Source organism: Kitasatospora sp. NPDC059160 (genome assembly GCF_042755465.1).
Taxonomy (GTDB): Bacteria; Actinomycetota; Actinomycetes; order Streptomycetales; family Streptomycetaceae; genus Kitasatospora.
In genome coordinates, this window is record NZ_JBHZCN010000001.1 from 39,037 (window position 1) to 61,191 (window position 22,155).

Annotated in this window: 20 protein-coding genes and 3 tRNA genes; 3 read left to right on the plus strand and 20 right to left on the minus strand. The window is 71.0% G+C overall.

Annotated features, from left to right (window positions below; translation table 11 throughout):
* Positions 1-99: 99 nt before the first annotated feature.
* The 12 genes from rpoB to ACFXOZ_RS00220 all read right to left on the minus strand — a co-directional run bounded on the left by rpoB (position 100) and on the right by ACFXOZ_RS00220 (position 12,729).
* A complete protein-coding gene (gene rpoB / locus ACFXOZ_RS00165) occupies positions 100-3,576 on the minus strand; it encodes a DNA-directed RNA polymerase subunit beta (RefSeq protein ID WP_375881997.1) in 3,477 nt (1,158 codons plus the stop codon).
* 685 nt (positions 3,577-4,261) lie between these two features.
* Positions 4,262-4,645 (minus strand): 50S ribosomal protein L7/L12, encoded by a 384-nt coding sequence (gene rplL, locus ACFXOZ_RS00170; protein ID WP_375881995.1) that lies wholly within the window; start codon positions 4,643-4,645, stop codon positions 4,262-4,264.
* Positions 4,646-4,732: 87 nt separating this feature from the next.
* Entirely contained in the window at positions 4,733-5,296 is a 564-nt protein-coding gene (gene rplJ, locus ACFXOZ_RS00175) for a 50S ribosomal protein L10 (protein ID WP_350503606.1), read from the minus strand.
* 359 nt (positions 5,297-5,655) lie between these two features.
* A complete protein-coding gene (locus tag ACFXOZ_RS00180) occupies positions 5,656-6,531 on the minus strand; it encodes a hypothetical protein (RefSeq protein WP_380521295.1) in 876 nt (291 codons plus the stop codon).
* Positions 6,532-6,633: 102 nt separating this feature from the next.
* Positions 6,634-7,551 (minus strand): hypothetical protein, encoded by a 918-nt coding sequence (locus ACFXOZ_RS00185; RefSeq protein WP_380521297.1) that lies wholly within the window; start codon positions 7,549-7,551, stop codon positions 6,634-6,636.
* 92 nt (positions 7,552-7,643) lie between these two features.
* Positions 7,644-8,498: a hypothetical protein gene (locus ACFXOZ_RS00190; RefSeq protein WP_380521299.1), complete on the minus strand. Its 855-nt coding sequence runs from the start codon at positions 8,496-8,498 to the stop codon at positions 7,644-7,646.
* Between the two features lie 103 nt (positions 8,499-8,601).
* A complete protein-coding gene (locus ACFXOZ_RS00195; protein ID WP_380521301.1) occupies positions 8,602-9,384 on the minus strand; it encodes a hypothetical protein in 783 nt (260 codons plus the stop codon).
* 239 nt (positions 9,385-9,623) lie between these two features.
* Positions 9,624-10,346, minus strand: a complete 723-nt coding sequence (gene rplA, locus ACFXOZ_RS00200) for a 50S ribosomal protein L1 (protein ID WP_375881987.1) — start codon at positions 10,344-10,346, stop codon at positions 9,624-9,626.
* Positions 10,347-10,452: 106 nt separating this feature from the next.
* Complete coding sequence (gene rplK, locus ACFXOZ_RS00205) at positions 10,453-10,887, minus strand: 50S ribosomal protein L11 (RefSeq protein ID WP_375881984.1); 435 nt, start codon at positions 10,885-10,887, stop codon at positions 10,453-10,455.
* Between the two features lie 167 nt (positions 10,888-11,054).
* Positions 11,055-11,972 (minus strand): transcription termination/antitermination protein NusG, encoded by a 918-nt coding sequence (nusG, locus tag ACFXOZ_RS00210; protein ID WP_380398955.1) that lies wholly within the window; start codon positions 11,970-11,972, stop codon positions 11,055-11,057.
* A 207-nt stretch (positions 11,973-12,179) separates the two neighbouring features.
* A complete protein-coding gene (secE, locus tag ACFXOZ_RS00215) occupies positions 12,180-12,506 on the minus strand; it encodes a preprotein translocase subunit SecE (protein WP_360226154.1) in 327 nt (108 codons plus the stop codon).
* A gap of 150 nt (positions 12,507-12,656) precedes the next feature.
* A tRNA-Trp gene (locus ACFXOZ_RS00220) sits at positions 12,657-12,729 on the minus strand.
* A gap of 286 nt (positions 12,730-13,015) precedes the next feature.
* Between ACFXOZ_RS00220 and ACFXOZ_RS00225 the strand changes: the two genes are divergently transcribed.
* Entirely contained in the window at positions 13,016-14,263 is a 1,248-nt protein-coding gene (locus ACFXOZ_RS00225; RefSeq protein WP_375881979.1) for a pyridoxal phosphate-dependent aminotransferase, read from the plus strand.
* Positions 14,264-14,379: 116 nt separating this feature from the next.
* On the plus strand, positions 14,380-15,423 hold the full coding sequence (locus ACFXOZ_RS00230) for an adenosine deaminase (protein ID WP_375881976.1): 1,044 nt from the start codon (positions 14,380-14,382) through the stop codon (positions 15,421-15,423).
* Between the two features lie 88 nt (positions 15,424-15,511).
* Here ACFXOZ_RS00230 and ACFXOZ_RS00235 read toward each other — a convergent pair whose 3' ends face one another.
* From ACFXOZ_RS00235 to ACFXOZ_RS00270, 8 genes are all read right to left on the minus strand, one after another.
* Positions 15,512-16,555 carry a UDP-N-acetylmuramate dehydrogenase gene (locus tag ACFXOZ_RS00235; protein WP_380521305.1) on the minus strand — a complete coding sequence of 348 codons (1,044 nt, stop codon included), beginning with the start codon at positions 16,553-16,555 and terminating at the stop codon, positions 15,512-15,514.
* Between the two features lie 63 nt (positions 16,556-16,618).
* Positions 16,619-18,097 (minus strand): MFS transporter, encoded by a 1,479-nt coding sequence (locus tag ACFXOZ_RS00240; protein WP_380586268.1) that lies wholly within the window; start codon positions 18,095-18,097, stop codon positions 16,619-16,621.
* A gap of 255 nt (positions 18,098-18,352) precedes the next feature.
* Positions 18,353-18,916 carry a TetR/AcrR family transcriptional regulator gene (locus ACFXOZ_RS00245; protein ID WP_375881973.1) on the minus strand — a complete coding sequence of 188 codons (564 nt, stop codon included), beginning with the start codon at positions 18,914-18,916 and terminating at the stop codon, positions 18,353-18,355.
* A 111-nt stretch (positions 18,917-19,027) separates the two neighbouring features.
* On the minus strand, positions 19,028-19,450 hold the full coding sequence (locus ACFXOZ_RS00250; RefSeq protein ID WP_380586124.1) for a MaoC family dehydratase: 423 nt from the start codon (positions 19,448-19,450) through the stop codon (positions 19,028-19,030).
* Positions 19,451-19,455: 5 nt separating this feature from the next.
* On the minus strand, positions 19,456-19,914 hold the full coding sequence (locus ACFXOZ_RS00255; protein WP_375881971.1) for a MaoC family dehydratase N-terminal domain-containing protein: 459 nt from the start codon (positions 19,912-19,914) through the stop codon (positions 19,456-19,458).
* Positions 19,915-20,044: 130 nt separating this feature from the next.
* A complete protein-coding gene (gene rpmG, locus ACFXOZ_RS00260; protein WP_006604855.1) occupies positions 20,045-20,209 on the minus strand; it encodes a 50S ribosomal protein L33 in 165 nt (54 codons plus the stop codon).
* A gap of 83 nt (positions 20,210-20,292) precedes the next feature.
* A tRNA-Met gene (locus ACFXOZ_RS00265) sits at positions 20,293-20,365 on the minus strand.
* Positions 20,366-20,409: 44 nt separating this feature from the next.
* Positions 20,410-20,482 (minus strand) — tRNA-Thr (locus ACFXOZ_RS00270).
* A gap of 261 nt (positions 20,483-20,743) precedes the next feature.
* On the opposite strand from ACFXOZ_RS00270, the gene ACFXOZ_RS00275 reads away from it, so the two are divergent.
* Positions 20,744-22,012 (plus strand): hydrolase, encoded by a 1,269-nt coding sequence (locus ACFXOZ_RS00275; RefSeq protein WP_380521308.1) that lies wholly within the window; start codon positions 20,744-20,746, stop codon positions 22,010-22,012.
* Positions 22,013-22,155 lie beyond the last annotated feature (143 nt).

Below are 22,155 nucleotides of genomic sequence, written 5' to 3' on the forward strand. Positions count from 1 at the left end.
TTCGTGATTCGAGAGTTTGTCTGTGGTCTGAGGGGGGCCTGGGGGCGGGCCGGCTGCGCGCTCTGCTTGATTCAGAAGCGCGAGCCGGCCCGACCTCCGTCAGACCTCTTCGACGCTGCTCGGCTCGCGCCGGGACAGGTCGATGCCGAGCTCTTCGGCGGCGCGGAAGACGTCCTCGTCGGAGTCCCGCATCTCGATGGACTGGCCGTCCGAGGACAGCACCTCCACGTTGAGGCAGAGCGACTGCATTTCCTTGATGAGAACCTTGAAGGACTCGGGAATGCCGGGCTCGGGGATGTTCTCGCCCTTGACGATGGCCTCGTAGACCTTCACGCGGCCGAGCACGTCGTCGGACTTGATGGTGAGCAGCTCCTGCAGGGCGTACGCGGCGCCGTACGCCTCGAGGGCCCACACCTCCATCTCACCGAAGCGCTGACCACCGAACTGCGCCTTACCACCGAGCGGCTGCTGGGTGATCATCGAGTACGGACCGGTCGAACGGGCGTGCAGCTTGTCGTCGACCAGGTGGTGCAGCTTGAGGATGTACATGTAGCCGACCGAGACCGGCATCGGGAACGGCTCGCCGGAGCGGCCGTCGAACAGGCGGGCCTTGCCGGTGGAGTTCACCAGGCGCTCACCGTCACGGGTGAGGGTGGTGTTGTCCAGCAGACCGGTGATCTCGTCCTCGCGGGCACCGTCGAAGACCGGGGTGGCGAGGTTGGTGCCACCGCTGACCTGGTCGGCGCCGATCGCCTGGAGGCGCTGGGCCCACTCGTCGGCGAGGCCGGAGACGTCCCAGCCCTGCTTGGCGAGCCACCCGAGGTGGATCTCCAGGACCTGTCCCGGGTTCATTCGGGACGGGACACCCAGCGGGTTGAGGATGATGTCGACCGGGGTGCCGTCCTCGAGGAAGGGCATGTCCTCGACCGGAAGGATCTTGGAGATGACACCCTTGTTGCCGTGACGGCCGGCGAGCTTGTCACCGTTGGTGATCTTGCGCTTCTGGGCCACGTAGACGCGGACCAGCTGGTTGACGCCCGGGGGCAGCTCGTCGCCCTCTTCGCGGTCGAAGACGCGGACGCCGATGACCTTGCCGGACTCACCGTGCGGGACCTTGAGCGAGGTGTCGCGGACCTCACGGGCCTTCTCGCCGAAGATCGCGCGGAGCAGGCGCTCCTCGGGGGTCAGCTCGGTCTCACCCTTCGGGGTGACCTTGCCGACGAGGATGTCACCGGTGACGACGTCGGCGCCGATCCGGATGATGCCGCGCTCGTCCAGGTCCGCGAGGACCTCCTCGGAGACGTTCGGGATGTCCCGGGTGATCTCCTCGGGGCCGAGCTTGGTGTCACGGGCGTCGACCTCGTGCTCCTCGATGTGGATCGAGGAGAGGACGTCGTCCTGCACGAGGCGCTGCGACAGGATGATCGCGTCCTCGTAGTTGTGACCCTCCCACGACATGAACGCCACGAGCAGGTTCTTGCCGAGGGCCATCTCGCCCTCGTCGGTGCACGGGCCGTCGGCCAGCACCTGGTTGACCTCGACCCGGGCGCCCTCGTCCACGAGCACCTTCTGGTTGAAGGCGGTGCCCTGGTTGGAGCGGGTGAACTTGGCGGCGCGGTACGTGGTGTACGTGCCGTCGTCGTTCGCCACGGTGACGTAGTCGGCCGAGACCTCCTGCACCACGCCGGACTTCTCGGCGGTGATGACGTCGGCGGCGTCGACGGCGCAGCGGTACTCCATGCCGGTGCCGACCAGCGGGGCCTCGCTCTTCAGCAGCGGCACCGCCTGGCGCATCATGTTCGAGCCCATGAGCGCGCGGTTGGCGTCGTCGTGCTCGAGGAACGGGATCATGGCGGTCGCGACCGACACCATCTGGCGCGGCGAGACGTCCATGTAGTCGATCTCGGAGCCCGGGATGTAGTCGATCTCGCCGCCGCGGCGACGGACCAGGACACGGGGCTCGGCGAAGTGCAGGTCCGCGGTCAGCGGGGCGTTCGCCTGGGCGATGACGTAGCGGTCCTCCTCGTCGGCGGTGAGGTAGTCCACCTTCTCGGTGACGACACCGTCGACGACCTTGCGGTACGGGGTCTCGATGAAGCCGAAGGCGTTGACCCGGCCGTACGAGGCCAGCGACCCGATCAGACCGATGTTCGGGCCTTCCGGGGTCTCGATCGGACACATGCGGCCGTAGTGCGAGGGGTGCACGTCACGGACCTCGAAGCCGGCGCGCTCACGGGAGAGACCACCGGGACCGAGGGCGGACAGACGACGCTTGTGGGTCAGGCCCGACAGCGGGTTCGTCTGGTCCATGAACTGCGACAGCTGGCTGGTGCCGAAGAACTCCTTGATGGAGGCGACGACCGGCCGGATGTTGATCAGGGTCTGCGGCGTGATCGCCTCGACGTCCTGGGTGGTCATGCGCTCGCGCACGACGCGCTCCATACGGGCGAGACCCGTACGGACCTGGTTCTGGATGAGCTCGCCGACGTTGCGCAGGCGGCGGTTGCCGAAGTGGTCGATGTCGTCGACCTCGACCACGATGTCGCGGCCGGTCTCGTCACGCCACTCGGTCTCGCCCGCGTGCAGCTTCACCAGGTACTTGATCGCACCGATGATGTCGGGCTCGGTGAGCACACCGGAGTCCAGCGACTCGGCGTTGCCCAGCTTCCTGTTCAGCTTGTAACGACCGACCTTGGCCAGGTCGTAGCGCTTCGGGTTGAAGTACAGGTTCTCCAGAAGCGTCTGCGCGGCCTCGCGCGTCGGCGGCTCGCCCGGACGCAGCTTGCGGTAGATGTCCAGCAGCGCGTCGTCCTGGCCCTGGGTGTGGTCCTTCTCCAGGGTGTTGCGCATCGACTCGTACTCGCCGAACTCCTCGAGAATCATCTCGTTGGTCCAGCCGAGAGCCTTGAGCAGCACGGTGACGGACTGCTTGCGCTTGCGGTCGATGCGGACGCCGACCATGTCGCGCTTGTCGATCTCCATCTCGAGCCAGGCACCACGCGAGGGGATGACCTTGCAGGAGTAGATGTCCTTGTCGGACACCTTGTCCAGGGTGGAGTCGAAGTACACGCCCGGGGAGCGGACGAGCTGCGACACGACGACACGCTCGGTGCCGTTGATCACGAACGTGCCCTTGTGGGTCATGAGCGGGAAATCGCCCATGAAGACCGTCTGAGACTTGATCTCACCGGTCTCGTTGTTGGTGAACTCGGCCGTGACGAAGAGCGGGGCCGCGTACGTGAAGTCGCGGTCCTTGCACTCGTCAATGGAGTTCTTCGGCGGCTCGAAACGGTGGTCGCGGAAGGTCAGGGACATCGACCCGCTGAAGTCCTCGATCGGCGAGATCTCCTCGAAGATCTCCTCCAGACCGGACTTGGTGGGGACGTCCTGACCAGACTCCAACGCCTGCTCGACCCGGGACTTCCAGGCCGCGTTGCCGAGCAGCCAGTCAAAGCTCTCGGTCTGCAGGGCCAGGAGGTTCGGGACCTCGAGGGGCTCCTTGATCTTCGCGAACGAGACGCGGAGCGGGGCGGTGGATGCGGCGGAATTGTTCGAGGCGTTGCGCGGCGCGGCCAAGAGGGGGGTCCTTCCGAGGGCTCGGAGCTCACTACGCGCGTACCAGCCGGGCCTGCTTGAGCCTGGATTCCGCCTCCCTCGCAGCTGGCCTCCGCCGGGGTCGAAACCCCAGGTCAGAGCCGCTTTGCGGAGGCGGTGCCAGACCCCTTCAGGGCAACGCAAACTCCGGGCGACGAGTCACGGAGCAGCTAACAGGCAGCGCAAAGGGACAGTGTAGCCAAAGGCCACACTGCTGTCCAGCTCTGATTCGGAAACCGAATCGGAGACTCCTCCCGGTAGCCGGGGGCGCGGGCGCCCACCGGGTACTGCTCTAACTCACGTGGAGTCATTTCCCGCCCGAGCCGCTGGTTATGCATCCAGCGGCGAACCAACCGGGCGGACTCGCGCCTTGAGAATCGCGCGCCTCGCCAGGTTCGTCAAGGGCCCGCCGGCGGGGCGGGCCTCGACCCGTTCATCGGTCCGAACCCCTCCGGCGTTACAGAAGCCGTGGTCGGGGCCACCGTCGATGACGGTGATCACCATACTCCTCGTCGCCGACAGTACCGAGTGCGCGATCGGCCACACCGGTGGCCGGCCGGCCGCGGGCGGCGGGGAGGGCGGGCGGGCCCGGAAACACAAAAGACCGGGCCGACCACCCGCAAGGGTGATCGGCCCGGCCTCAGGCCCCCTCAGAGGGGGCGAGAAGTCACTTGACGGTGACCTTGGCGCCGGCACCCTCGAGGGCGGCCTTGGCCTTCTCGGCAACGTCCTTGGCAACCTTCTCCAGGACCTTGGCACCAGCGGTGTCAACGAGGTCCTTGGCCTCCTTCAGGCCGAGGGAGGTCAGGGTGCGCACCTCCTTGATGACCTGGATCTTCTTGTCACCGGCGCCGTCGAGGATGACGTCGAACTCGTCCTGCTCCTCAACGGCCTCGGCCACGGCGCCCGGGCCGGCGATGCCGGCAACGGCGACCGGAGCGGCGGCGGTGACGTCGAACTTGTCCTCGAAGGCCTTCACGAAGGCGGCGAGCTCGATGAGGGTGAGCTCCTCGAACTGCGCGAGCAGCTCGTCCTGGGACAGCTTCGCCATGATGGCGTCCTTCCACTAAATCGGCAGGTGGTGCCGGATGTACGGGTTGGGCGGGCACGGGCCCGCAGCGAGGCGTGAGCCTGCCGATTACTCGGCGGCGGCGTCCTCGGCGGCGGGAGCCGGCGTACCGGCACCGCCCTGCTCGACCTTGTCGCGCAGCGCGTCCACAGTGCGGACGAGCTTCGACGGCAGGGCCTGGAAGAGCGCGGCAGCCTGGGACTGCTTGGCCTTCAGGGCACCCGCCAGCTTGGCGAGCAGCACCTCGCGGGACTCGAGGTCCGCGAGCTTCTTGATCTCATCGGCGGACAGCGCCTTACCGTCAAGGACACCGCCCTTGATGATGAGAGCGGGGTTCTCCTTGGCGAAGTCACGCAGAGCCTTCGCCGACTCCACCGGGTCACCGGTGACGAAGGCGACAGCCGTCGGACCGTTGAACAGGTCGTCGAGCTCGGAGATCCCGGCCTCATTGGCCGCGATCTTGGTCAGCGTGTTCTTCACCACGGCGTACTCGGCGTTGTCGCCGAGCGAGCGACGCAGGGTCTTGACCTGCTTCACCGAGAGACCGCGGTACTCGGTCAGCAGCGCCGCGGAGGAGCCACGGAACTTGTCCGTGATCTCGGCGACGGCGGCAGCCTTGTCGGGCCTGGCCATAGGCTTACGCCTCCTTCCGTGATGTCGAAGTCCGGCCGACCGCGAAAGTCGACCATTCACACCTCGAACCGGCCGGACGGAAGGAAAGCCCTTGCAGAAAATGCAATGAGCCCCGGTGCGCAGGCGCACGGGGCTCGTAGCGACCTCGACGGGCACCAGCGCGAACGCGGGACCCGGAAGTCGAAGCTCCAGACACACCTGCGCGGGCTGCCTGCGACGAAGCGCAGATCCTTCGGCCACCGACTCCCTCACGGGGGCGGCGACAACCAGCGGTCTTTGGCTTCGGCAACAGTAACCGGACTCGTCCGGACGACGCAAATCGCCCTCGGACGGGTGAACCGGAACGGGCCCCGGCGGGCTCAGCGGGCCAGCGGGGAGACCGTCCGGACGCCAGTGTCCACGGTGTCCGTCTCGGCCGGGGCCTGGGCCGAGAGCAGCGCGCCGGCCGGGTCGGAGTAGATCACCGAGTCGTCCGCCCGGCCGCTGTCCCCGTTCCCGGTGCGCTGCAGCCGGACCAGTTGGTCCTTGTCGTTCAGCCAGAGGTCCAGGGTGAGTTCGAGCGAGCCGCCGGGGGCCAGTGCGGCCCGCAGGCCGTCCCGGCGGGCCTGTGTCAGCTGGGTCTGGGCCGCCGCGTACTTCTCGGCGGTGGTGGTCACCCGGTAGTGCTCGACGGTGGAGTCCTCGAACTTCTCCTCGCCGACGAAGGCCGGCTCCACCCCGTCGGCGGTGGCCGCGGCCAGTGCCTCGACCGGGTTCAGCAGGTCCAGCAGCCCCGCGTACGGGACCGCCTTGTGCCCGTCCGGGTCGGTCGGGACGGAGAAGCGCTCCCAGTGCCTGCCGCCGTTCCTGGCCGCGGTGGCGGCGTCGCCGCCCTGGTAGCCGACGGTGTCCACGACGATCAGCTGCTCGGCGTCACCCGGGGTGGAGCGCTTGAGCTGGGCCGCCGTCTTGGGCGCCCAGAACAGCGAGCCGGAGCCGGCGTCCGCGCCCAGCCGGTAGCCGACCTTGGCCCGGCGGGCGGTCTGCATGGCCAGCTGGGCGGAGAGCAGCACGCCGTGCGGGGAGCGGTCGGTCGGCTTGGCCGGCCCGGTCGGGGTGGCGGCGGTCGCGGCGGCGGTGCTCGCGCTGGCGCCGGCCGAGGGTGTGGCGGGCGCGTCCCCGCCGCCGCAGCCGGTCAGGCCGCTCGCGAGCACGGCGACGACGGCCACCGCCGCCAGTCGCTGCCGTCGCGCCATCGTCCGTTCCTCTCTCACCGGGCCCACCTTGCCACCCGGACCGGGTCCGGCCGGTGGCAGCCCCCGCCCCGTCCACCTGATCGGCCGGGTCGGGGGCCGGCGTCAGCTGCCGGCGGGAGTGCCGCCGGCCTTCGCCAGGTCGGCGAGGGTGATGAAGTCCCCCGGGGTGGCGGCGACGACCGGCGTGCCGTAGTCCGAGTAGGTCACGGCGATGTTCACCGGTCCGTTCTTGGTGTCGGCCCGCTCGGTCCGCTTGACCACCAGCTGGTCGGCGTCGACCCAGACGTCGACCTGCTCACTGGCGACGCCGGCCTTGTCCAGGTTCTGCTTGAGCCGGTCGGCCTGCTCCTGGGTCACGCCCCGGCCGGTCGCCTTGACCAGGTCGGCGACGGCGAGTTCCCCGGAGTAGTGGGTGGCGGCCTTGCCGTCCACCGTCTCCTGGCCGACCTCGGTGACCTTGCCGGTGGCGATCAGCGTCCGGACGCCCTGGACCGGGTCCGCGCTCTGGAGCTGGTCGGTCGAGCCCCCGGAGAGCTTGGACATCTCCTCCTTGCTGTAGCGCAGCCAGCGCGGGCCGCCGCCCTGGACCATCTGACCGCCCAGACCCATGTACATCGCGTCCGCGGTGTACAGGTAGTGCACCTTCGGCCCGCCGGTGATCGGCTCCAGCGCCTTGGCCATCGGGGAGCCGGTGAGGTCCATGGTCAGGTCGGCCTCCAGGCCGTCGGACCAGCCCAGCGCCCCCTGGCCCTTCATGGTGACCTGGCCGACCGAGATCTCCTCGGTGACCTTGGCCGACTTGGCCGCGCCGGTCTTCTTGGTGACCTGCTCCAGGAAGACCGCCGGGCTCACCTTGACCGGCGGGGCGGCCTGGGTGGCGGCGGTCGTCGCGGCGGCGGCCGTGGTCGGGGCCGCCGGGGCGGCGTTCCCGCCGTCGGAGCCGTTGTCGTTGCAGGCGGTCGCGGTCAGCGCCAGAGCGGCGAGGACGACGGCGACGGCGGCCTTCCGAGTTCCAGCCATGGTGTTCCCCCCTCGAGAACCCCCGGGCGCGCGACGCGCCCGGGGTGGTAGCCGGTGGTTGGTGCGGTGTCCGGCCCGGGTGTCCGGCCGGATCAGCCGAACAGCTTGAGCAGGTCGGCCTGGGCGCCGAGGTCGCCGGCGGCGGGCGCCTCGATCTTCTCGGCCTTGCCGAGGTCGGAGTACTTGACGGTGACGGCCTTGGACTGGCCGTTGTTGTCGCCGTACTCCTGGTACTTCACCAGCTCCTGCTTGTCGTTCAGCCAGAAGTCGATGGTGAGGGTCTTGCCGTCCTGCTCCAGCGTCTTCTGGACGGACTGGCGCTGCTCCGCGGTGAGCGAGGTCATCCCGGCCACCAGGGTGGCGGTGTCCTCGACGGCCCGCAGGTGGGTGGTCTGGACGCCGTCCACGGCCTCCTGGCCGACCTTGCTGAGCTTGCCGCTCGCGGCCGCGATGGTGAGCTGGGAGACCGGGTTGACCATCTGGCCCATCACCACGAAGGCGCTGCCCATCTCCTCCGTGGCGGGCACCTTGACCCAGTGCTTCCCCTGGAGGGCGGCGGCCGTGGTGTCGTCGCCGCCGATGTAGGTGTCGGCCCCGATCGCCCGGATCCTGAGCTTCTTGCCGTCCATGTCGCTGGACACGTCCACGGAGACCTTGCCCGGGTCCTTCCAGTCGGCGCTGCCGCTGCCGCCCGGGCTGGAGGCGTCCGGGGAGGTCATGGCGACCTTGCCGTTGCCGGCCTTCTGCATCACCAGGGCGGAGGCGGCGAGCGCGGCCTTCGGGTCGGCGGCGAGTCCGGCCGCGGCCGCGGCGGCGTCCTTGCCGCCGGTGGCGCCCGTGCTGTCGGCGGCGCTCTTGGTGTCGCCGCCCTTGCTGCCGCAGGCGGTGGCGCCGGCCAGCAGGACGGCGGCGGTCGCGACGGTGGCCGCGAGACGGACAGCGCGCATGGAAGTACCCCCGTAAGTTCCTCGGAAGAGCCGATCATCGGCTTCTTCTCAGCCGGACTCTAACGGATCGCCAGGGCCGACCCGCACCGGATATCCCCTCCCGTCAGCCGGTCGCGGCCGGGGTCGTCTCCCCCGCCCCGGGCGCGATGACGTCCGTCGTGGTCACGGTGGTCCCGGCGCTCCCCCGGGCCGTCTCACTGAGCTTCATCAGCCGCGGGCCGGGCCCGACCCAGACGTCGTACCCGATCTCGCCGACCCCGCGCTGCCGGTACCAGCCGACCACCGCGGCGAGCTGCTGCGGGTCCAACTCCCGGTCCGCGCCGAAGTAGTCGGCCACCGGGGCGGAGCCCCGGTAGTGCGCGACGGTCGTCCCGGCGAGCTGCTCGGCGCCGAGCGAGCCGAGCCGGTCGGCCTGGGCGATCGCGTACGCCCGGCTGCCCGGGTTGGTGACCAGCGCGGTCATCCAGCCGCCCGCGTAGCCGCTGGAGCCGTTGCCGGCCGCCGGGTCGATCGACTCCGCGGTGGCGCGCTCGGCGTGCCTGGCCGCGCCGCCCTGGTACGTGAGGTCGAGCGCGCCGTCCCGGAGGGACAGCTGCCCGGTGCCCAGCTCGTCGGTGACGGCCAGCGTGACCTCGTCCCGGTCGCCCCAGACCAGGCTGCCGCTCGCGCTGCGCCGGCCGTCCGGGCCCTCCCGCAGCAGGTCGACCCGGGCGCCGCCGGCGTCGTCCAGGGCCTGGGCGGCCGCGAGCACCACCTGCTTGGGCGGGATCGGCGCCGGCTCACCGGGGACGCGGGTGCTCGGGGCGGCCAGCACGCTGCAGGCGGTGGTGGTGCCGAGCAGCAGCAGGGCCGCCGCGAGCGCGGCGGGGCGAAGGGCGGGCGGCACGGCACACTCCGGCGGTCACAGGTTCTCCACATGATCTGACCGGCAGAGCGTACGACGACTCGCTCAACCGTTCCCCTTCACCCGTGTCCCGATCCCGCAACCGTTTCCGCCGCCGCCCCGCCGGGCCCCACCACCCGGCCGCGCCGCTGCCCGGCCGCACCGCAGGAACGACGACGGGCCCGCACCCCCGGTGAAGGGGGTGCGGGCCCGTCGTACGGACTGCTCTAGAGCACTGGGGCTCAGACCGCGGCCGGGTCCTCCTCCACGAGGAGGTTGCGGGTGCGGTTCGGGTCCACCAGGATGCCGGGGCCCATGGTGGTCGAGAACGCGGTCTTCTTGATGTAGCGGCCCTTGGCGGCGGACGGCTTGGCGCGGAGCACCTCGTCCAGCGCGGCGGCGTAGTTCTCGACCAGCTGCTCGTCGGTGAAGGAGGCCTTACCGATGATGAAGTGCAGGTTCGAGTGCTTGTCGACGCGGAACTCGATCTTGCCGCCCTTGATCTCGTTCACTGCCTTGGCGGTGTCCGGGGTCACGGTGCCGGTCTTCGGGTTCGGCATCAGGCCACGGGGACCGAGCACGCGGCCCAGGCGGCCGACCTTGCCCATGAGGTCCGGGGTGGCGACGACGGCGTCGAAGTCGAGGCGGCCCTTGGCGACCTCGTCGATGAGCTCGTCGGAGCCGACGATGTCGGCACCCGCAGCACGCGCGGCCTCGGCACGCTCGCCGGTCGCGAAGACCAGGACCCGAGCGGTCTTACCGGTGCCGTGCGGGAGGATCACGGTGCTGCGGACCATCTGGTCGGCCTTGCGCGGGTCGACGCCCAGACGCATGGCGACCTCGACGGTGCCGTCGAACTTGGTGGTGCTGGTCGCCTTGGCGAGGCGGACGGCCTCGAGGGGGGCGTAGAGGCGGTCGCGGTCGACCTGGGCGTCCGCGGCCTTCAGAGCCTTGCTGCGCTTCACTGCTGCTCCTGAATGGTGATTGGAGTTGTGGTATTCGACGGGCCTGCGCAGGCCCTACCACAGGGACGGCTGAGCCGGTTTGCCCCTGACGGGACGGGGGGCTTGATCAGCCCTCGACGGTGATGCCCATCGACCGGGCGGTGCCGGCGATGATCTTCTCCGCCGCGTCCAGGTCGTTGGCGTTCAGGTCGGGCATCTTGGTGGTGGCGATGTCGCGGACCTGGGCGCTGGTGAGCTTGGCGACCTTGGTCTTGTGCGGCTCGCTGGAGCCCTTGTCGATACCGGCGGCCTTCAGGATGAGGCGCGCGGCCGGCGGCGTCTTCGTGATGAAGGTGAAGGAACGGTCGTCGTAGACCGTGATCTCCACCGGCACGATCATGCCGCGCTGCGACTCGGTCGCAGCGTTGTAGGCCTTGCAGAACTCCATGATGTTGACGCCGTGCTGGCCCAGCGCGGGGCCGACCGGCGGCGCCGGGTTGGCCGCACCGGCGTTGATCTGGAGCTTGATAAGCCCCGTGATCTTCTTCTTCTTGGGAGGCATGTCTCTCCGGGTCCTTCCGAGAGGTGATTGCTGGTGCGTGCGGACGCGGGGCGACACCCGGTCGCCAGCACACACATCAGGCCAGGCTAACGCGTCCGCGCCGCTGGACCAAAACGGATTCGGGGCGGAGGCCGTCGGCCCCCGCCCCGAATCCGAAGACCGTGTGACTAGTTCTTCTGGATCTGGTCGAAGGAGAGCTCGACCGGGGTCTCCCGGCCGAAGATCTCGACCAGGCCCTTGACCTTCTTCGAGTCGGGGTTGATCTCGTTGATGGTCGCCTGGAGGGTCGCGAACGGGCCGTCGGTGACGGTGACCGAGTCGCCGACCTCGAAGTCCAGGACCTGGATCTCGCTCGGCTTGACCGGGGAGGGCTTGCCGGCCTCCTTGGCCGCCTGGCGCTCGACGTCCGGGGCGAGCATCTTGACGACCTCGTCCAGGGTCAGCGGGTACGGGTCGTAGGCGTTGCCCACGAAGCCGGTGACACCGGGGGTGTTGCGCACGACGCCCCAGGACTCCGGGGTGAGGTCCATGCGGACCAGGACGTAGCCGGGGAGCTTGTTCTGCCGGATGGTCTTGCGGTCGCCGTTCTTGATCTGGACGACCTCCTCCTGCGGCACCTCGGCCTGGAAGATGTACTCCTCGACGTTCAGCGAGACGGCGCGCTGCTCCAGGTTCTGCTTGACCCGGTTCTCGTAGCCCGCGTAGGTGTGGATCACGTACCACTCGCCCGGCATGAAGCGCAGGTCCTCGCGGAACTTGGCGACCGGGTCGACCTCGACCTCGGCCTCCTCCTCGGCGTCCTCCGCCTCGACGGCCTCGGCGTCCTCGTCCTCGGCCGGCTCCTCGTCCACCGACTCCTCGGCGGCGAGCTCCTCGTCGACCTCCACGTGCAGCGCGGCCTCCTCGGCGGGCTCGCCGGCCTCGGCCTCGTCGTACGCCTCGACCTCGTCCTCGTCGCTGTCCACGGCGTCGACGACCTGCTCGGCGGACTCTGCGTCGACAGCCAGCTCGGCCGCGTCCAGCTCGGCGGCGACATCCGCCTCGCGGACGGTCTCGTCGGCGTCGTACAGGGGGGACTCAGACACGGTGGCTGCTTCTTTCCTGGAGATGGTGAAGGTGGCGCGCTCCGGAACCGGCCCGGCGCGCAGCCGCTCGCGCGGTCGCCAGGAGAGGTCTCGGAGACTTCAACAGTACCGAGTCCACGGTACGCGCGCGTACGTCCGCCGCCGACAGCTCGACCCGGACCGATGATTCGGCCCGGGTCGGGAGGTGGTTCGGAGGTGGGGGCTCGATCAGCCGAAGACCAAGAGGCTCAGCTTGGCGAAGCCGTAGTCGAGGCCGTAGACGAAGCCCATCACGACCACGACGAAGGTCACCACGACCGCCGTGTAGTTGGTGAGCTCGCTCCGGGTGGGCCAGACGACCTTGCGGAGCTCCGCGATGATCTGGCGGTAGAACAGGCCCATCCGCGCGAAGAGGCCCTTCTTGGCCCGCTTGCCGGACTTCTTCTGCTTGCCGGAGGTCTTGTCGCCCTCGACAGCAGCGGTCTCGGCAGCGCCGTCGGTCCCCTCGGGGTTGCCGCTCTCAGGCGTTGCGGTGGAGCCCGTGGTCTCCGTCACTCGTCCTCACCTGAATCCGGGTCCGGCCGAACATCACCTGCGTACCCGTTTCAGGCACGAGCGGTCGGCTTAAGCGGTGCTGATCGGAGCCCTCTCCGCATCAAGCCCGCTCGCTCTGTGGAGCGAACGGGCTGAATGCGGATCAAGCAGCAGGGCAAGAGGGACTCGAACCCCCAACCGCCGGTTTTGGAGACCGGTGCTCTACCAATTGAGCTATTGCCCTACGGAACCTCGCGGCCCCTGGTGGCGACCAACCTACCGCATCTCCCCCCGCTGTCTGTACAGGCGGTGAAAGCTCCGGTCTTTTTCGGCGGGCCGTCGAGCAGCGAGTGTACGTGGTCGAGGGGTGTTTGGTCGAACCTCTTCTTCCGGGACCACCGTCCGCCCGGCGGATGTCCGGCCCGGCGGGGCGCACACCGGCGGATCGCCGGGGGCCGCGATGCGGACGGGGCCGTACGGATACTGGAACCGCCACGCCCGGTCCGTCCCGGTTCTGCGACGATGCAGGCATGAGCGCTTCCACCCCGCAGCCCGACCAGTCCCTCCGCCCCGCCGACCGCCGGGTCTCCGCCCGGATCGGTGCGATCGCCGAGTCCGCGACCCTCGCCGTGGACGCCAAGGCCAAGGCCCTCAAGGCCGCCGGCCGCCCGGTGATCGGCTTCGGTGCCGGTGAGCCCGACTTCCCGACGCCGGACTACATCGTCGAGGCGGCCGTCGAGGCCTGCCGCGACCCGAAGAACCACCGCTACACCCCGGCGGGTGGACTGCCCGAGCTCAAGGCCGCGATCGCCGCCAAGACGCTGCGCGACTCCGGCTACCAGGTGGACGCCTCCCAGGTGCTGGTCACCAACGGCGGCAAGCAGGCCATCTACGAGGCCTTCGCCGCGATCCTGGACCCGGGCGACGAGGTCATCGTCCCGGCCCCGTACTGGACCACCTACCCGGAGTCGATCCAGCTGGCCGGCGGTGTCCCGGTGGAGGTCGTCGCCGACGAGACCACCGGCTACAAGGTCTCGGTCGAGCAGCTGGAGGCCGCCCGCACCGAGAACACCAAGGTGGTGCTGTTCGTCTCGCCCTCCAACCCGACCGGCGCGGTGTACACCCGCGACGAGGCCGAGGCGATCGGCCGCTGGGCGCTGGAGCACGGCCTGTGGGTGCTCACCGACGAGATCTACGAGCACCTGGTCTACGGCGACGCGACCTTCACCTCGCTGCCGGCCCTGCTGCCCGAGCTGGCCGACAAGTGCATCGTGGTCAACGGCGTGGCCAAGACCTACGCGATGACCGGCTGGCGGGTGGGCTGGGTGATCGGCCCCAAGGACGTGATCAAGGCCGCGACCAACCTCCAGTCGCACGCCACCTCCAACGTCTCCAACGTCGCCCAGCGCGCCGCGATCGCCGCCGTCGCGGGCGACCTGTCCGCCGTGCACGAGATGCGCACCGCCTTCGACCGCCGCCGCCGGACCATCGTGCGGATGCTCAACGAGATCGACGGCGTCCTCTGCCCCGAGCCCGAGGGCGCCTTCTACGCCTACCCCTCGGTCAAGGGCCTGCTGGGCAAGGAGATCCGCGGTCAGCGCCCGCAGACCTCCGCCGAGCTGGCGAGTCTGATCCTGGACGAGGTCGAGGTCGCCGCCGTCCCGGGCGAGGCCTTCGGCACCCCCGGTTACCTGCGGTTCTCCTACGCGCTCGGCGACGAGGACCTGGTCGAGGGCATCAGCCGGCTCCAGAAGCTGCTCGGCGAGGCCCGCGACTGACGTCCGACGTCAACCGGACACGGCGGATTCACACGCCGCACCGCCCTCTTTCACCCCTTCGGGGGACGGAAAGAGGGCGGTTCCCGTTTGGGGGCCTCATACGGCAGTATCGGAAAATGGAACGCCTGTTGAACCCGCGAGACGTCAGGGGCCTCCCGAAGGCCCACCTGCACCTGCACTTCACCGGCTCGATGCGGCCCGCCACCCTGCTGGAGCTGGCCGACAAGCACGGCGTCCGCCTGCCGGAGGCGCTCAGCTCCGGCGAGCCGCCCAAGCTCCGCGCCACCGACGAGCGCGGCTGGTTCCGCTTCCAGCGCCTCTACGACACCGCCCGCTCGGTGCTCCGGGACGAGTCGGACATCCGCCGGCTGGTCCTGGAGACCGCCGAGGACGAACGGCGGGAGGGCTCCCGCTGGCTGGAGATCCAGGTCGACCCGACCTCCTACGCGCCCCGGCTGGGCGGGCTGATCCCCGCCCTGGAGCTGATCCTGGACGCGGTCGAGCAGGCCGCCGCGGCCACCGGGGTGGGCATCCGGGTGCTGGTCGCGGCGAACCGGATGAGGTCCCCGATGGACGCCCGGACGCTGGCCCGGCTCGCCGTCCGCTACACCGACCACGGCGTGGTCGGCTTCGGCCTCTCCAACGACGAGCGCCGCGGCCTGGCCCGGGACTTCGACCGGGCCTTCGAGATCGCCCGCAAGGGCGGGCTGCTGGCCGCCCCGCACGGCGGCGAGCTGGCCGGGCCGGAGTCCGTCCGGGACTGCCTGGACGACCTGGGCGCCGGCCGGATCGGCCACGGCGTGCGGGCCGCCGAGGACCCGCGGCTGATGGCCCGGCTGGCGGACCGCCAGATCACCTGCGAGGTCTGCCCGTCCTCCAACGTCTCGCTCGGCGTCTACGAACACCCGGAAGAGGTACCGCTGCGCCGGCTGTTCGACGCCGGGGTACCGCTGGCGCTCGGCGCGGACGACCCGCTGCTGTTCGGCAGCCGGCTGGTCGCCCAGTACGACCTGGCCCGCGACGCCCTGGGCTTCACCGACGCCGAACTCGCCGAGCTGGCACGGCAGTCGGTCCGCGGCTCGTGCGCCCCGGAGGCCGTCCGCAAGGAGCTGCTGGCGGACATCGACGCCTGGCTGGTCGACGGGCACCCGGCCCGCTAGGGCCCCTGGGCACGGGCCCGCCAGGGCCCCTGGGCACGGGCCCGCCAGGGCCCCTGGGCACGGGCCCGCCAGGGCCCCTGGACACGCCTCAGAGCTTGACGCCCACCATCACGGGCTCGTTCACCAGCTCCACCCCGAAGGCCTCGCGGACCCCGTCCCGGATCTCCCGGGCCAGGGCCAGCAGGTCCTCGGCGGTGGCCGCGCCGCGGTTGGTCAGCGCCAGGGTGTGCTTGGTGGAGAGCGTGGCCGGGCCGTCGCCGTAGCCCTTGGCGAAGCCCGCCCGGTCGATCAGCCAGGCCGCCGAGGTCTTGGTGCAGCCCTCCGGGGCGGGGTAGGCGGGGGCGTCCTCGGCACCCGGGCGGGTGCGGAAGGACTCGTACTGCGCCGCCGTGAGCACCGGGTTGGTGAAGAAGGAGCCGGCCGACCAGGTGTCGTGGTCCGCCGGGTCCAGCACCATGCCCTTGCCGGAGCGCAGCCCCAGCACCGCGTCGTACGCCTCGCCCAGCGGCACCCGCTCGCCCTGCTCGACACCGAAGTGCCGGGCCACCTCGGCGTACTTGACCGGGGTGGAGAGCCCCGCGTGGTCCGCCAGGGCGAACCGCACCCGCAGCACCACGTAGCGGTCCGGCCGGGCCTTGAAGCGGCTGTGCCGGTAGGAGAACCCGCACTCGTCGTTCGAGAGGGTGACCACCTCGCCCGCCGTGCGGTCGTACGCGACCACCTCGGTGACGGTCTGGGCCACCTCCTGGCCGTACGCGCCGACGTTCTGCACGGGGGTGGCACCGGCCGAGCCGGGGATGCCGGCCAGGAACTCGATGCCGGCCAGGCCGTGCTCGCGCACCGCGCGGGTGACCGCCTCCGACCACACCTCGCCGGCCGCCAGCTCCAGCACGGTACCGTCCAGGGCGAACCCGGTGGTGGCGACCCGCAGCACCGTGCCGGGGAAGCCGGCATCGCCGATCACCAGGTTGGAGCCGCCGCCGAGGACCAGCAGCGGCTCACCGGCCGCGTCGGCCTCGCGGACGGCGGCGATCACCTCGTCGTCGGTGTGGGCGGTGACCAGCCGACGGGCCGGGCCGCCGAGCCGGAGCGTGGTGAGCGGGGCGAGGGGGGCGTCGTTTTCTACCAGCACGCCCACCAGCGTACGGGGACGGGGGCGGCCGCTCGGCCGCCCCCGTGACCCGCACCCCACCGTTCAGGCCTTCGAGGCCTCGGCCGGGACGGCCTCCTCTGCGCCCTGGACGCCCTCGACGCTCTCGACGCCCTGGATGCTCTCGACGCCCTCGTTGTCCGCCGCCCGCTCGATCGCGGCGGACTGCTCGGCGGCCACCGCTCCGGCGACCACCGCCCCGGCCTTCGCCGTCCGGCCCGGCAGCAGCAGCGCGCAGGCCCCGGCCGCCAGCACCACCGCGGCTCCGACGTACAGCGCGGGCCCCATCGCGTGGACGAAGGTCCCGGCCGAGCCGTCCCCGCCCTGCTCCGAGAAGACCGCCGCCAGCACGGCCACCCCGAGCGCGCCGCCGACCTCGCGCAGCGCGTTGTTGGCGCCGGAGGCGATGCCCTGCTCCTCGGGCCGGACGCTGTCCATCACCATGGCGGCGGTCGGCGCGAAGTACATCGACATGCCGACCCCGCACATCACCACGGCGGGCACCACCGGGCCGTACGCGTAGTGCCCGAGTCCGGCGCTGATCGCCGCGTACAGCGCCAGGCCGACGCCCTGCAGCACCAGCCCGAGCACCACGATCGGGCGGCCGCCGAGCCGGTCGGCCAGGATCCCGGCGAGCGGGGCGACGATCAGCCCCACCCCGGTCCACGGGAGCATCCGGACGCCGGCCTCCTCCGGGGTGTAGCCGCCGACGGTCTGCAGGTGCTGGCTGATCAGGAAGATCGAGCCGAACATCCCGAGCGACATCAGCAGGCCGGAGGCGTTGACGGCGGTGAAGGTCCGGTTGCGGAACAGCCGCATCGGGAGCATCGGGTGCTTCGCGCCGCGCTGCTCGTACCGGACGAAGGCGATCAGCAGCAGGACGCCGCCGGCCAGTGCGCCCAGCACCAGCGGGCTGGTCCAGCCGTCCGGGTTGCCGCGGATCAGGCCGAGCACGACGCCGAACAGGCCGAGGCTCACCAGCACCGTGCCGACCGCGTCCAGCGCCGGGTTGGCGCCCCGGCTCTCGCGCAGCTTGACGGCGGCCAGCGGCACCAGGACCACGCCGACCGGGACGTTCACCCAGAAGATCCACTGCCAGGAGAAGTTCTCCGTCAGGGTGCCGCCGACCAGCGGTCCGGTGGCGATGGCGAGGCCGTTGACACCGGCCCAGATGCCGAAGGCCATCCCGCGCTTGGCCGCCGGGATGGCGGCGGTCAGCAGGGTGAGGGTGAGCGGCATCGCCACCGCGGCCCCCACGCCCTGGAGGGCACGGGCGGCGATCAGCTCGCCGATGCCGGGCGAGAGCGCGGCCGCGGCCGAGCCGACGGTGAAGAGCGTGAGCCCGATCACGAACATCCGGCGGCGGCCGAAGCGGTCGCCGAGCGCCGCGCCGAACATCAGCAGCACGGCGAAGGAGAGGGTGTAGGCGCTGACCGTCCACTCCAGGTCGGACAGCCCGCCGCCGAGCTCCTCGCGGATGGAGGGCAGCGCGGTGGTGACGACCAGGTTGTCCAGCGCGGCCATGAAGCCCGCGAGGGCGGTGATCACCAAGGTCCAGACGCCGGTACGGCCGAGGCCCGGGCGCTCCGTGGCCGCCACCTCGGCCCCGGTCGCCTTCGCCACCTCGGCCCCCTCGGCCGCCTCCGCCGCCTCGGCCCCGGTCGCGCTTGCTGCTGTGTGCTCCGTCATGAACGTCCCCCCAGGATTTCCCGGATAGTTATTGATCACTAACTTTTGAGGGCCGAAAAGTGGGCCGCCCGGACCGCGCCGCGCGACCCGCTACCCGGCCTCCTCGCGCTCGCCGAAGCCGTCCCAGATCCGGTGCTCCCGGGGGAAGCCCAGCGCCACCAGGGCGTTGATCAGCATCCCGTACGCGAAGAACTCGGTGGTCCCCTGCACGTCGCCGCCGACCCGCTCCCGCACCCGCTCGAACAGCTCCCCCCACAACCGCCGGGCGGTCTCGCCGATCTCGTCCTCACCGGCCATCCGGGAGGCGAACACCGAGACGTACAGCTGCATCTGCATCATCAGCTGCTCGCCGTCCTCGACCAGGCCCATGTACGCCTCGGACATCTTCGCGGCGGCCTCCTCGCCGGTCAGCCCGGCCGACGCCACGTCGAAGACCTTCCAGGTCTCCTCGATGCAGCGCTCGGCGGCCGCCGTGAAGATCGCCTGCTTGCCCGGGAACAGCCGGAACAGGTACGGCTGCGAGACGCCCACCCGGCGGGCGATCGACTCGGTGGACGTCCCGCGGTAGCCGTTCCTGGCGAACTCGATCATCGCGGCCCGGACGACGCTCTCGCGTCGCTCCTCCGCGCTCATCCGCATGCTCGTCTTCGCCATGGGCTCTAAGTTAGTGACCAATCACTATCTCGGCAAGGGCTCGGCACCGAAAAACCCGACCGCCCCGGAACCCGTCGAACGGGCCCCGGGGCGGTCGGAGTGACGAAGGCCTCAGGCGAGCCGGACGACCGCCCGGGACATCCCCAGCACCTTCTGGCCGCCCGAGGTGGCCAGCAGGTCGACCTGGACCTTGCGGCCGTCCAGCTTCTTGGCGACCTTGGCGGAGACCTCGATCACCGCGCCGACCCCGTCGTTCGGCACCGGCACCGGCCGGGTGAAGCGGACGCCGTACTCGACCACCGCGGCCGGGTCGCCGACCCAGTCGGTGACCACCCGGATCGCCTCGGCCATGGTGAACATGCCGTGCGCGATGACGTCCGGCAGGCCGACCTCCAGCGCGAACTTCTCGTTCCAGTGGATCGGGTTGAAGTCACCGGAGGCGCCCGCGTACTGCACCAGTGTGGCGCGGGTCACCGGGAAGGACTGGGCCGGCAGCTGGGTGCCGACCTCGACCTCGTCGTAGTTGATCGCCATCGCGCTCACTCCCCCGCCTCGTCGGCGGCCCGGGCCACCAGCGTCATGATCGCCGTCACCACGTGCTCGCCGATCTCGTCCGCCACCTCGCCACGCACGGTGAGCACGTCGTTGCCCGCCAGCGACTTGATGTTGTCGATGGTCACCGCGACCGTCAGCCGGTCGCCGGCCTGCACCGGGCGGGTGTACTGGAACTTCTGGTCGCCGTGCACCACCCGGCTGTAGTCCAGCCCCAGCTCCGGGTCCTCGACGACCTGGCCGGCCGCCTGGAAGGCGATCGCGAACGGGAAGGTCGGCGGGGCGATCACGTCCCGGTGGCCCAGCGCCTTCGCGGCCTCCGCGTCGGTGTACGCCGGGTTGGCGTCCCCGATCGCGACCGCGAACTCGCGGATCTTCTCCCGGCCGACCTCGTACGGGGCGGTGGGCGGGTAGCTACGCCCGATGAAAGAGGGGTCGAGTGCCACGGCAGCTCCTCGGAACGCGGGTGGATACCCGGACGGGTACGAAAAAAGACTCCGGGCCGCATCCCCTGTTGAGGGATACGGCCCGGAGTCGAAGACCTGAATCACACAGGCCCGGCGCCCTGCAGCAGGGTCAGCGGGTCTCGCGGTGCGCGGTGTGCGAGTTGCAGCGGGGGCAGTGCTTCTTCATCTCAAGACGGTCCGGGTCGTTACGCCGGTTCTTCTTGGTGATGTAGTTCCGCTCCTTGCACTCCACGCAGGCCAGCGTGATCTTCGGGCGGACGTCGGTGGCAGCCACGGGAGTGCCTTCCTTGGACAACGAATAAGAACACAACAAGAGTAGCCGACCGGGAGTGCGATCTCCCGACCGACTACGCGGGGTAGCGGTGACCGGACTTGAACCGGTGACACAGCGATTATGAGCCGCTTGCTCTACCAACTGAGCTACACCGCCACAGTGATCAGCGGCCCGGCCGAAGCCGAACTGCCTTTCACCAGAGCCCCCATGCGGAATCGAACCGCAGACCTTCTCCTTACCATGGAGACGCTCTACCGACTGAGCTATAGGGGCGAACGAGGAAGAGATTACACGTTCCGCGCCCAGAGGTGAAATCCGTATCCCGGGGCGAAGACCGCAGGTCGGCGAGGTGCACGGACGGACGATCCAAGGCCGGGCGTTCGATCGGCCGACGAGCCGTACGCCCCGAGCCGATACGACTATTGCCCGCCTCCCGGCGCCCCGCCCCCGTGCGCCATAGGCTCGACGCTCATTGGCCGGGGCACCGGCCCGATCCCCCACGGGCCCACTGGCCAGCGCGAGAAGGAGCCGGCGATGGACAGCGCAGCCGCCGACGGGCCGCACTCAGGCCCCGGCCCGGCGGCCAACCCGCTCGGGCACGGCCCGGTCCTCCTGCTCACCGGGGCCCGGCTGGCCGACGGACGGGTGGTGGACGTGCGGGTCAGCGGCGACCGGATCCAGGCGGTCGGCACCGTCGGCAGCCTCGGCCCGCTGCCCGCCCTGCCCGGCGCCCCCACCGTCACCACCGGCGCCCGGATCGACCTCAAGGGCTACCTGCTGCTCCCCGCCCCCGCCGAGGCGCACGCCCACTACGACTGCGCCTTCTCCGCCGCCCTGCCCGCCCCGCCCCCGGACACCCCCGCCGACCTCACCCGCCGGATCACCGAGGCCGCGCTCACCTCGCTCGGCTACGGCGCCACCGCCCAGCGCACCCACGTCCGGATCGGCGACGTGCACGGGCTGCGCCAGCTGGAGGCGGTGCTCACCGCCCGCCAGGCGCTGCGCGGCCTGGCCGAACTCCAGGCGGTGGCGATGCCCCGACTGCTCACCGGCCGGGCCGGCGCGGACGGGCGGACCCAGCTGCGCGAGGCCCTCAAGCTGGGCGCCACGGCGGCCGGCGGCTGCCCGGAGCTGGACCCGGACCCGGCCGGGTACGTCCAACTGCTGCTGGAGGCTGCCCGGGAGGCGGACTGCCCGGTGGACCTGCACACCACCGCCGCCGACGCGACCCAACTCGCCCGCCTGACGGGCGCCCTGGCACCGCTGCGGCCTCGGGTGACGCTCGGGCCGTGCGGGGCGCTGGCCCGCGGCGGGGCCACCGTGCTGGCGACCAGCGGGGTGCGGGTGGTCTGGCTGCCGCAGAACGGCGGCTGCACCGGCCTGGAGGGCCGCCCCGCCGGACTCCGGCCCGGCCTGGTACGGGAGTTGACCGCGGCCCGGGTGCCGTTGGCGGCGGGCAGCGGAGCGCTGCGGGACCCGTCCAACCCGGTCGGCCGGGCCGACCCGCTGGAGGCGGCCTACCTGCTCGCGGCGAGCGGGGAGCTGGACCCGGACGCGGCGTACGACGCGGTGGCGAACCAGGCCCGGGCGGCGCTCGGGCTGCCGCCGGTGCGGGTGGACGCCGGGTTCCCGGCGGAGCTGCTGGCGGTGCGCGGGGACAGCCTGGCCGGGGCGCTCGCGGGCGGGCACAGCCGGCTGGTGGTGCACAGCGGCCGGGTGGTCAGCCGGACCAGCGCCGTCCGGGAGTTCGCGGACACCGTGGCGCTGGCGCTGCCCCGGCAGTCCGGCGGCACGGACTGCTGAGCGCGCGGGGGGCCGGGAAAGCCAAGGGGCGCGCGACCCGAGTCGCGCGCCCCGCCCCCACAGCTGGCCCCCCTTGGCCCGCCGCGGGATCGGGACCCGCCTCCCCCCCAAAGATCAGGCACCCCAGCTTCCCGCCCCGACCC

What these genes read in the sequence shown, in the direction of transcription:
- rplL (WP_375881995.1), bottom strand. Translation starts at nt 4,645, where the DNA reads ATGGCGAAGCTGTCCCAGGACGAGCTGCTCGCGCAGTTCGAGGAGCTC.
- rplJ (WP_350503606.1), bottom strand. Translation starts at nt 5,296, where the DNA reads ATGGCCAGGCCCGACAAGGCTGCCGCCGTCGCCGAGATCACGGACAAG.
- ACFXOZ_RS00180 (WP_380521295.1), bottom strand. Translation starts at nt 6,531, where the DNA reads ATGGCGCGACGGCAGCGACTGGCGGCGGTGGCCGTCGTCGCCGTGCTC.
- ACFXOZ_RS00185 (WP_380521297.1), bottom strand. Translation starts at nt 7,551, where the DNA reads ATGGCTGGAACTCGGAAGGCCGCCGTCGCCGTCGTCCTCGCCGCTCTG.
- ACFXOZ_RS00190 (WP_380521299.1), bottom strand. Translation starts at nt 8,498, where the DNA reads ATGCGCGCTGTCCGTCTCGCGGCCACCGTCGCGACCGCCGCCGTCCTG.
- rplK (WP_375881984.1), bottom strand. Translation starts at nt 10,887, where the DNA reads ATGCCTCCCAAGAAGAAGAAGATCACGGGGCTTATCAAGCTCCAGATC.
- ACFXOZ_RS00225 (WP_375881979.1), top strand. Translation starts at nt 13,016, where the DNA reads ATGAGCGCTTCCACCCCGCAGCCCGACCAGTCCCTCCGCCCCGCCGAC.
- ACFXOZ_RS00230 (WP_375881976.1), top strand. Translation starts at nt 14,380, where the DNA reads ATGGAACGCCTGTTGAACCCGCGAGACGTCAGGGGCCTCCCGAAGGCC.
- ACFXOZ_RS00240 (WP_380586268.1), bottom strand. Translation starts at nt 18,097, where the DNA reads ATGGCCGCGCTGGACAACCTGGTCGTCACCACCGCGCTGCCCTCCATC.
- ACFXOZ_RS00245 (WP_375881973.1), bottom strand. Translation starts at nt 18,916, where the DNA reads ATGGCGAAGACGAGCATGCGGATGAGCGCGGAGGAGCGACGCGAGAGC.
- ACFXOZ_RS00250 (WP_380586124.1), bottom strand. Translation starts at nt 19,450, where the DNA reads ATGGCGATCAACTACGACGAGGTCGAGGTCGGCACCCAGCTGCCGGCC.
- ACFXOZ_RS00275 (WP_380521308.1), top strand. Translation starts at nt 20,744, where the DNA reads ATGGACAGCGCAGCCGCCGACGGGCCGCACTCAGGCCCCGGCCCGGCG.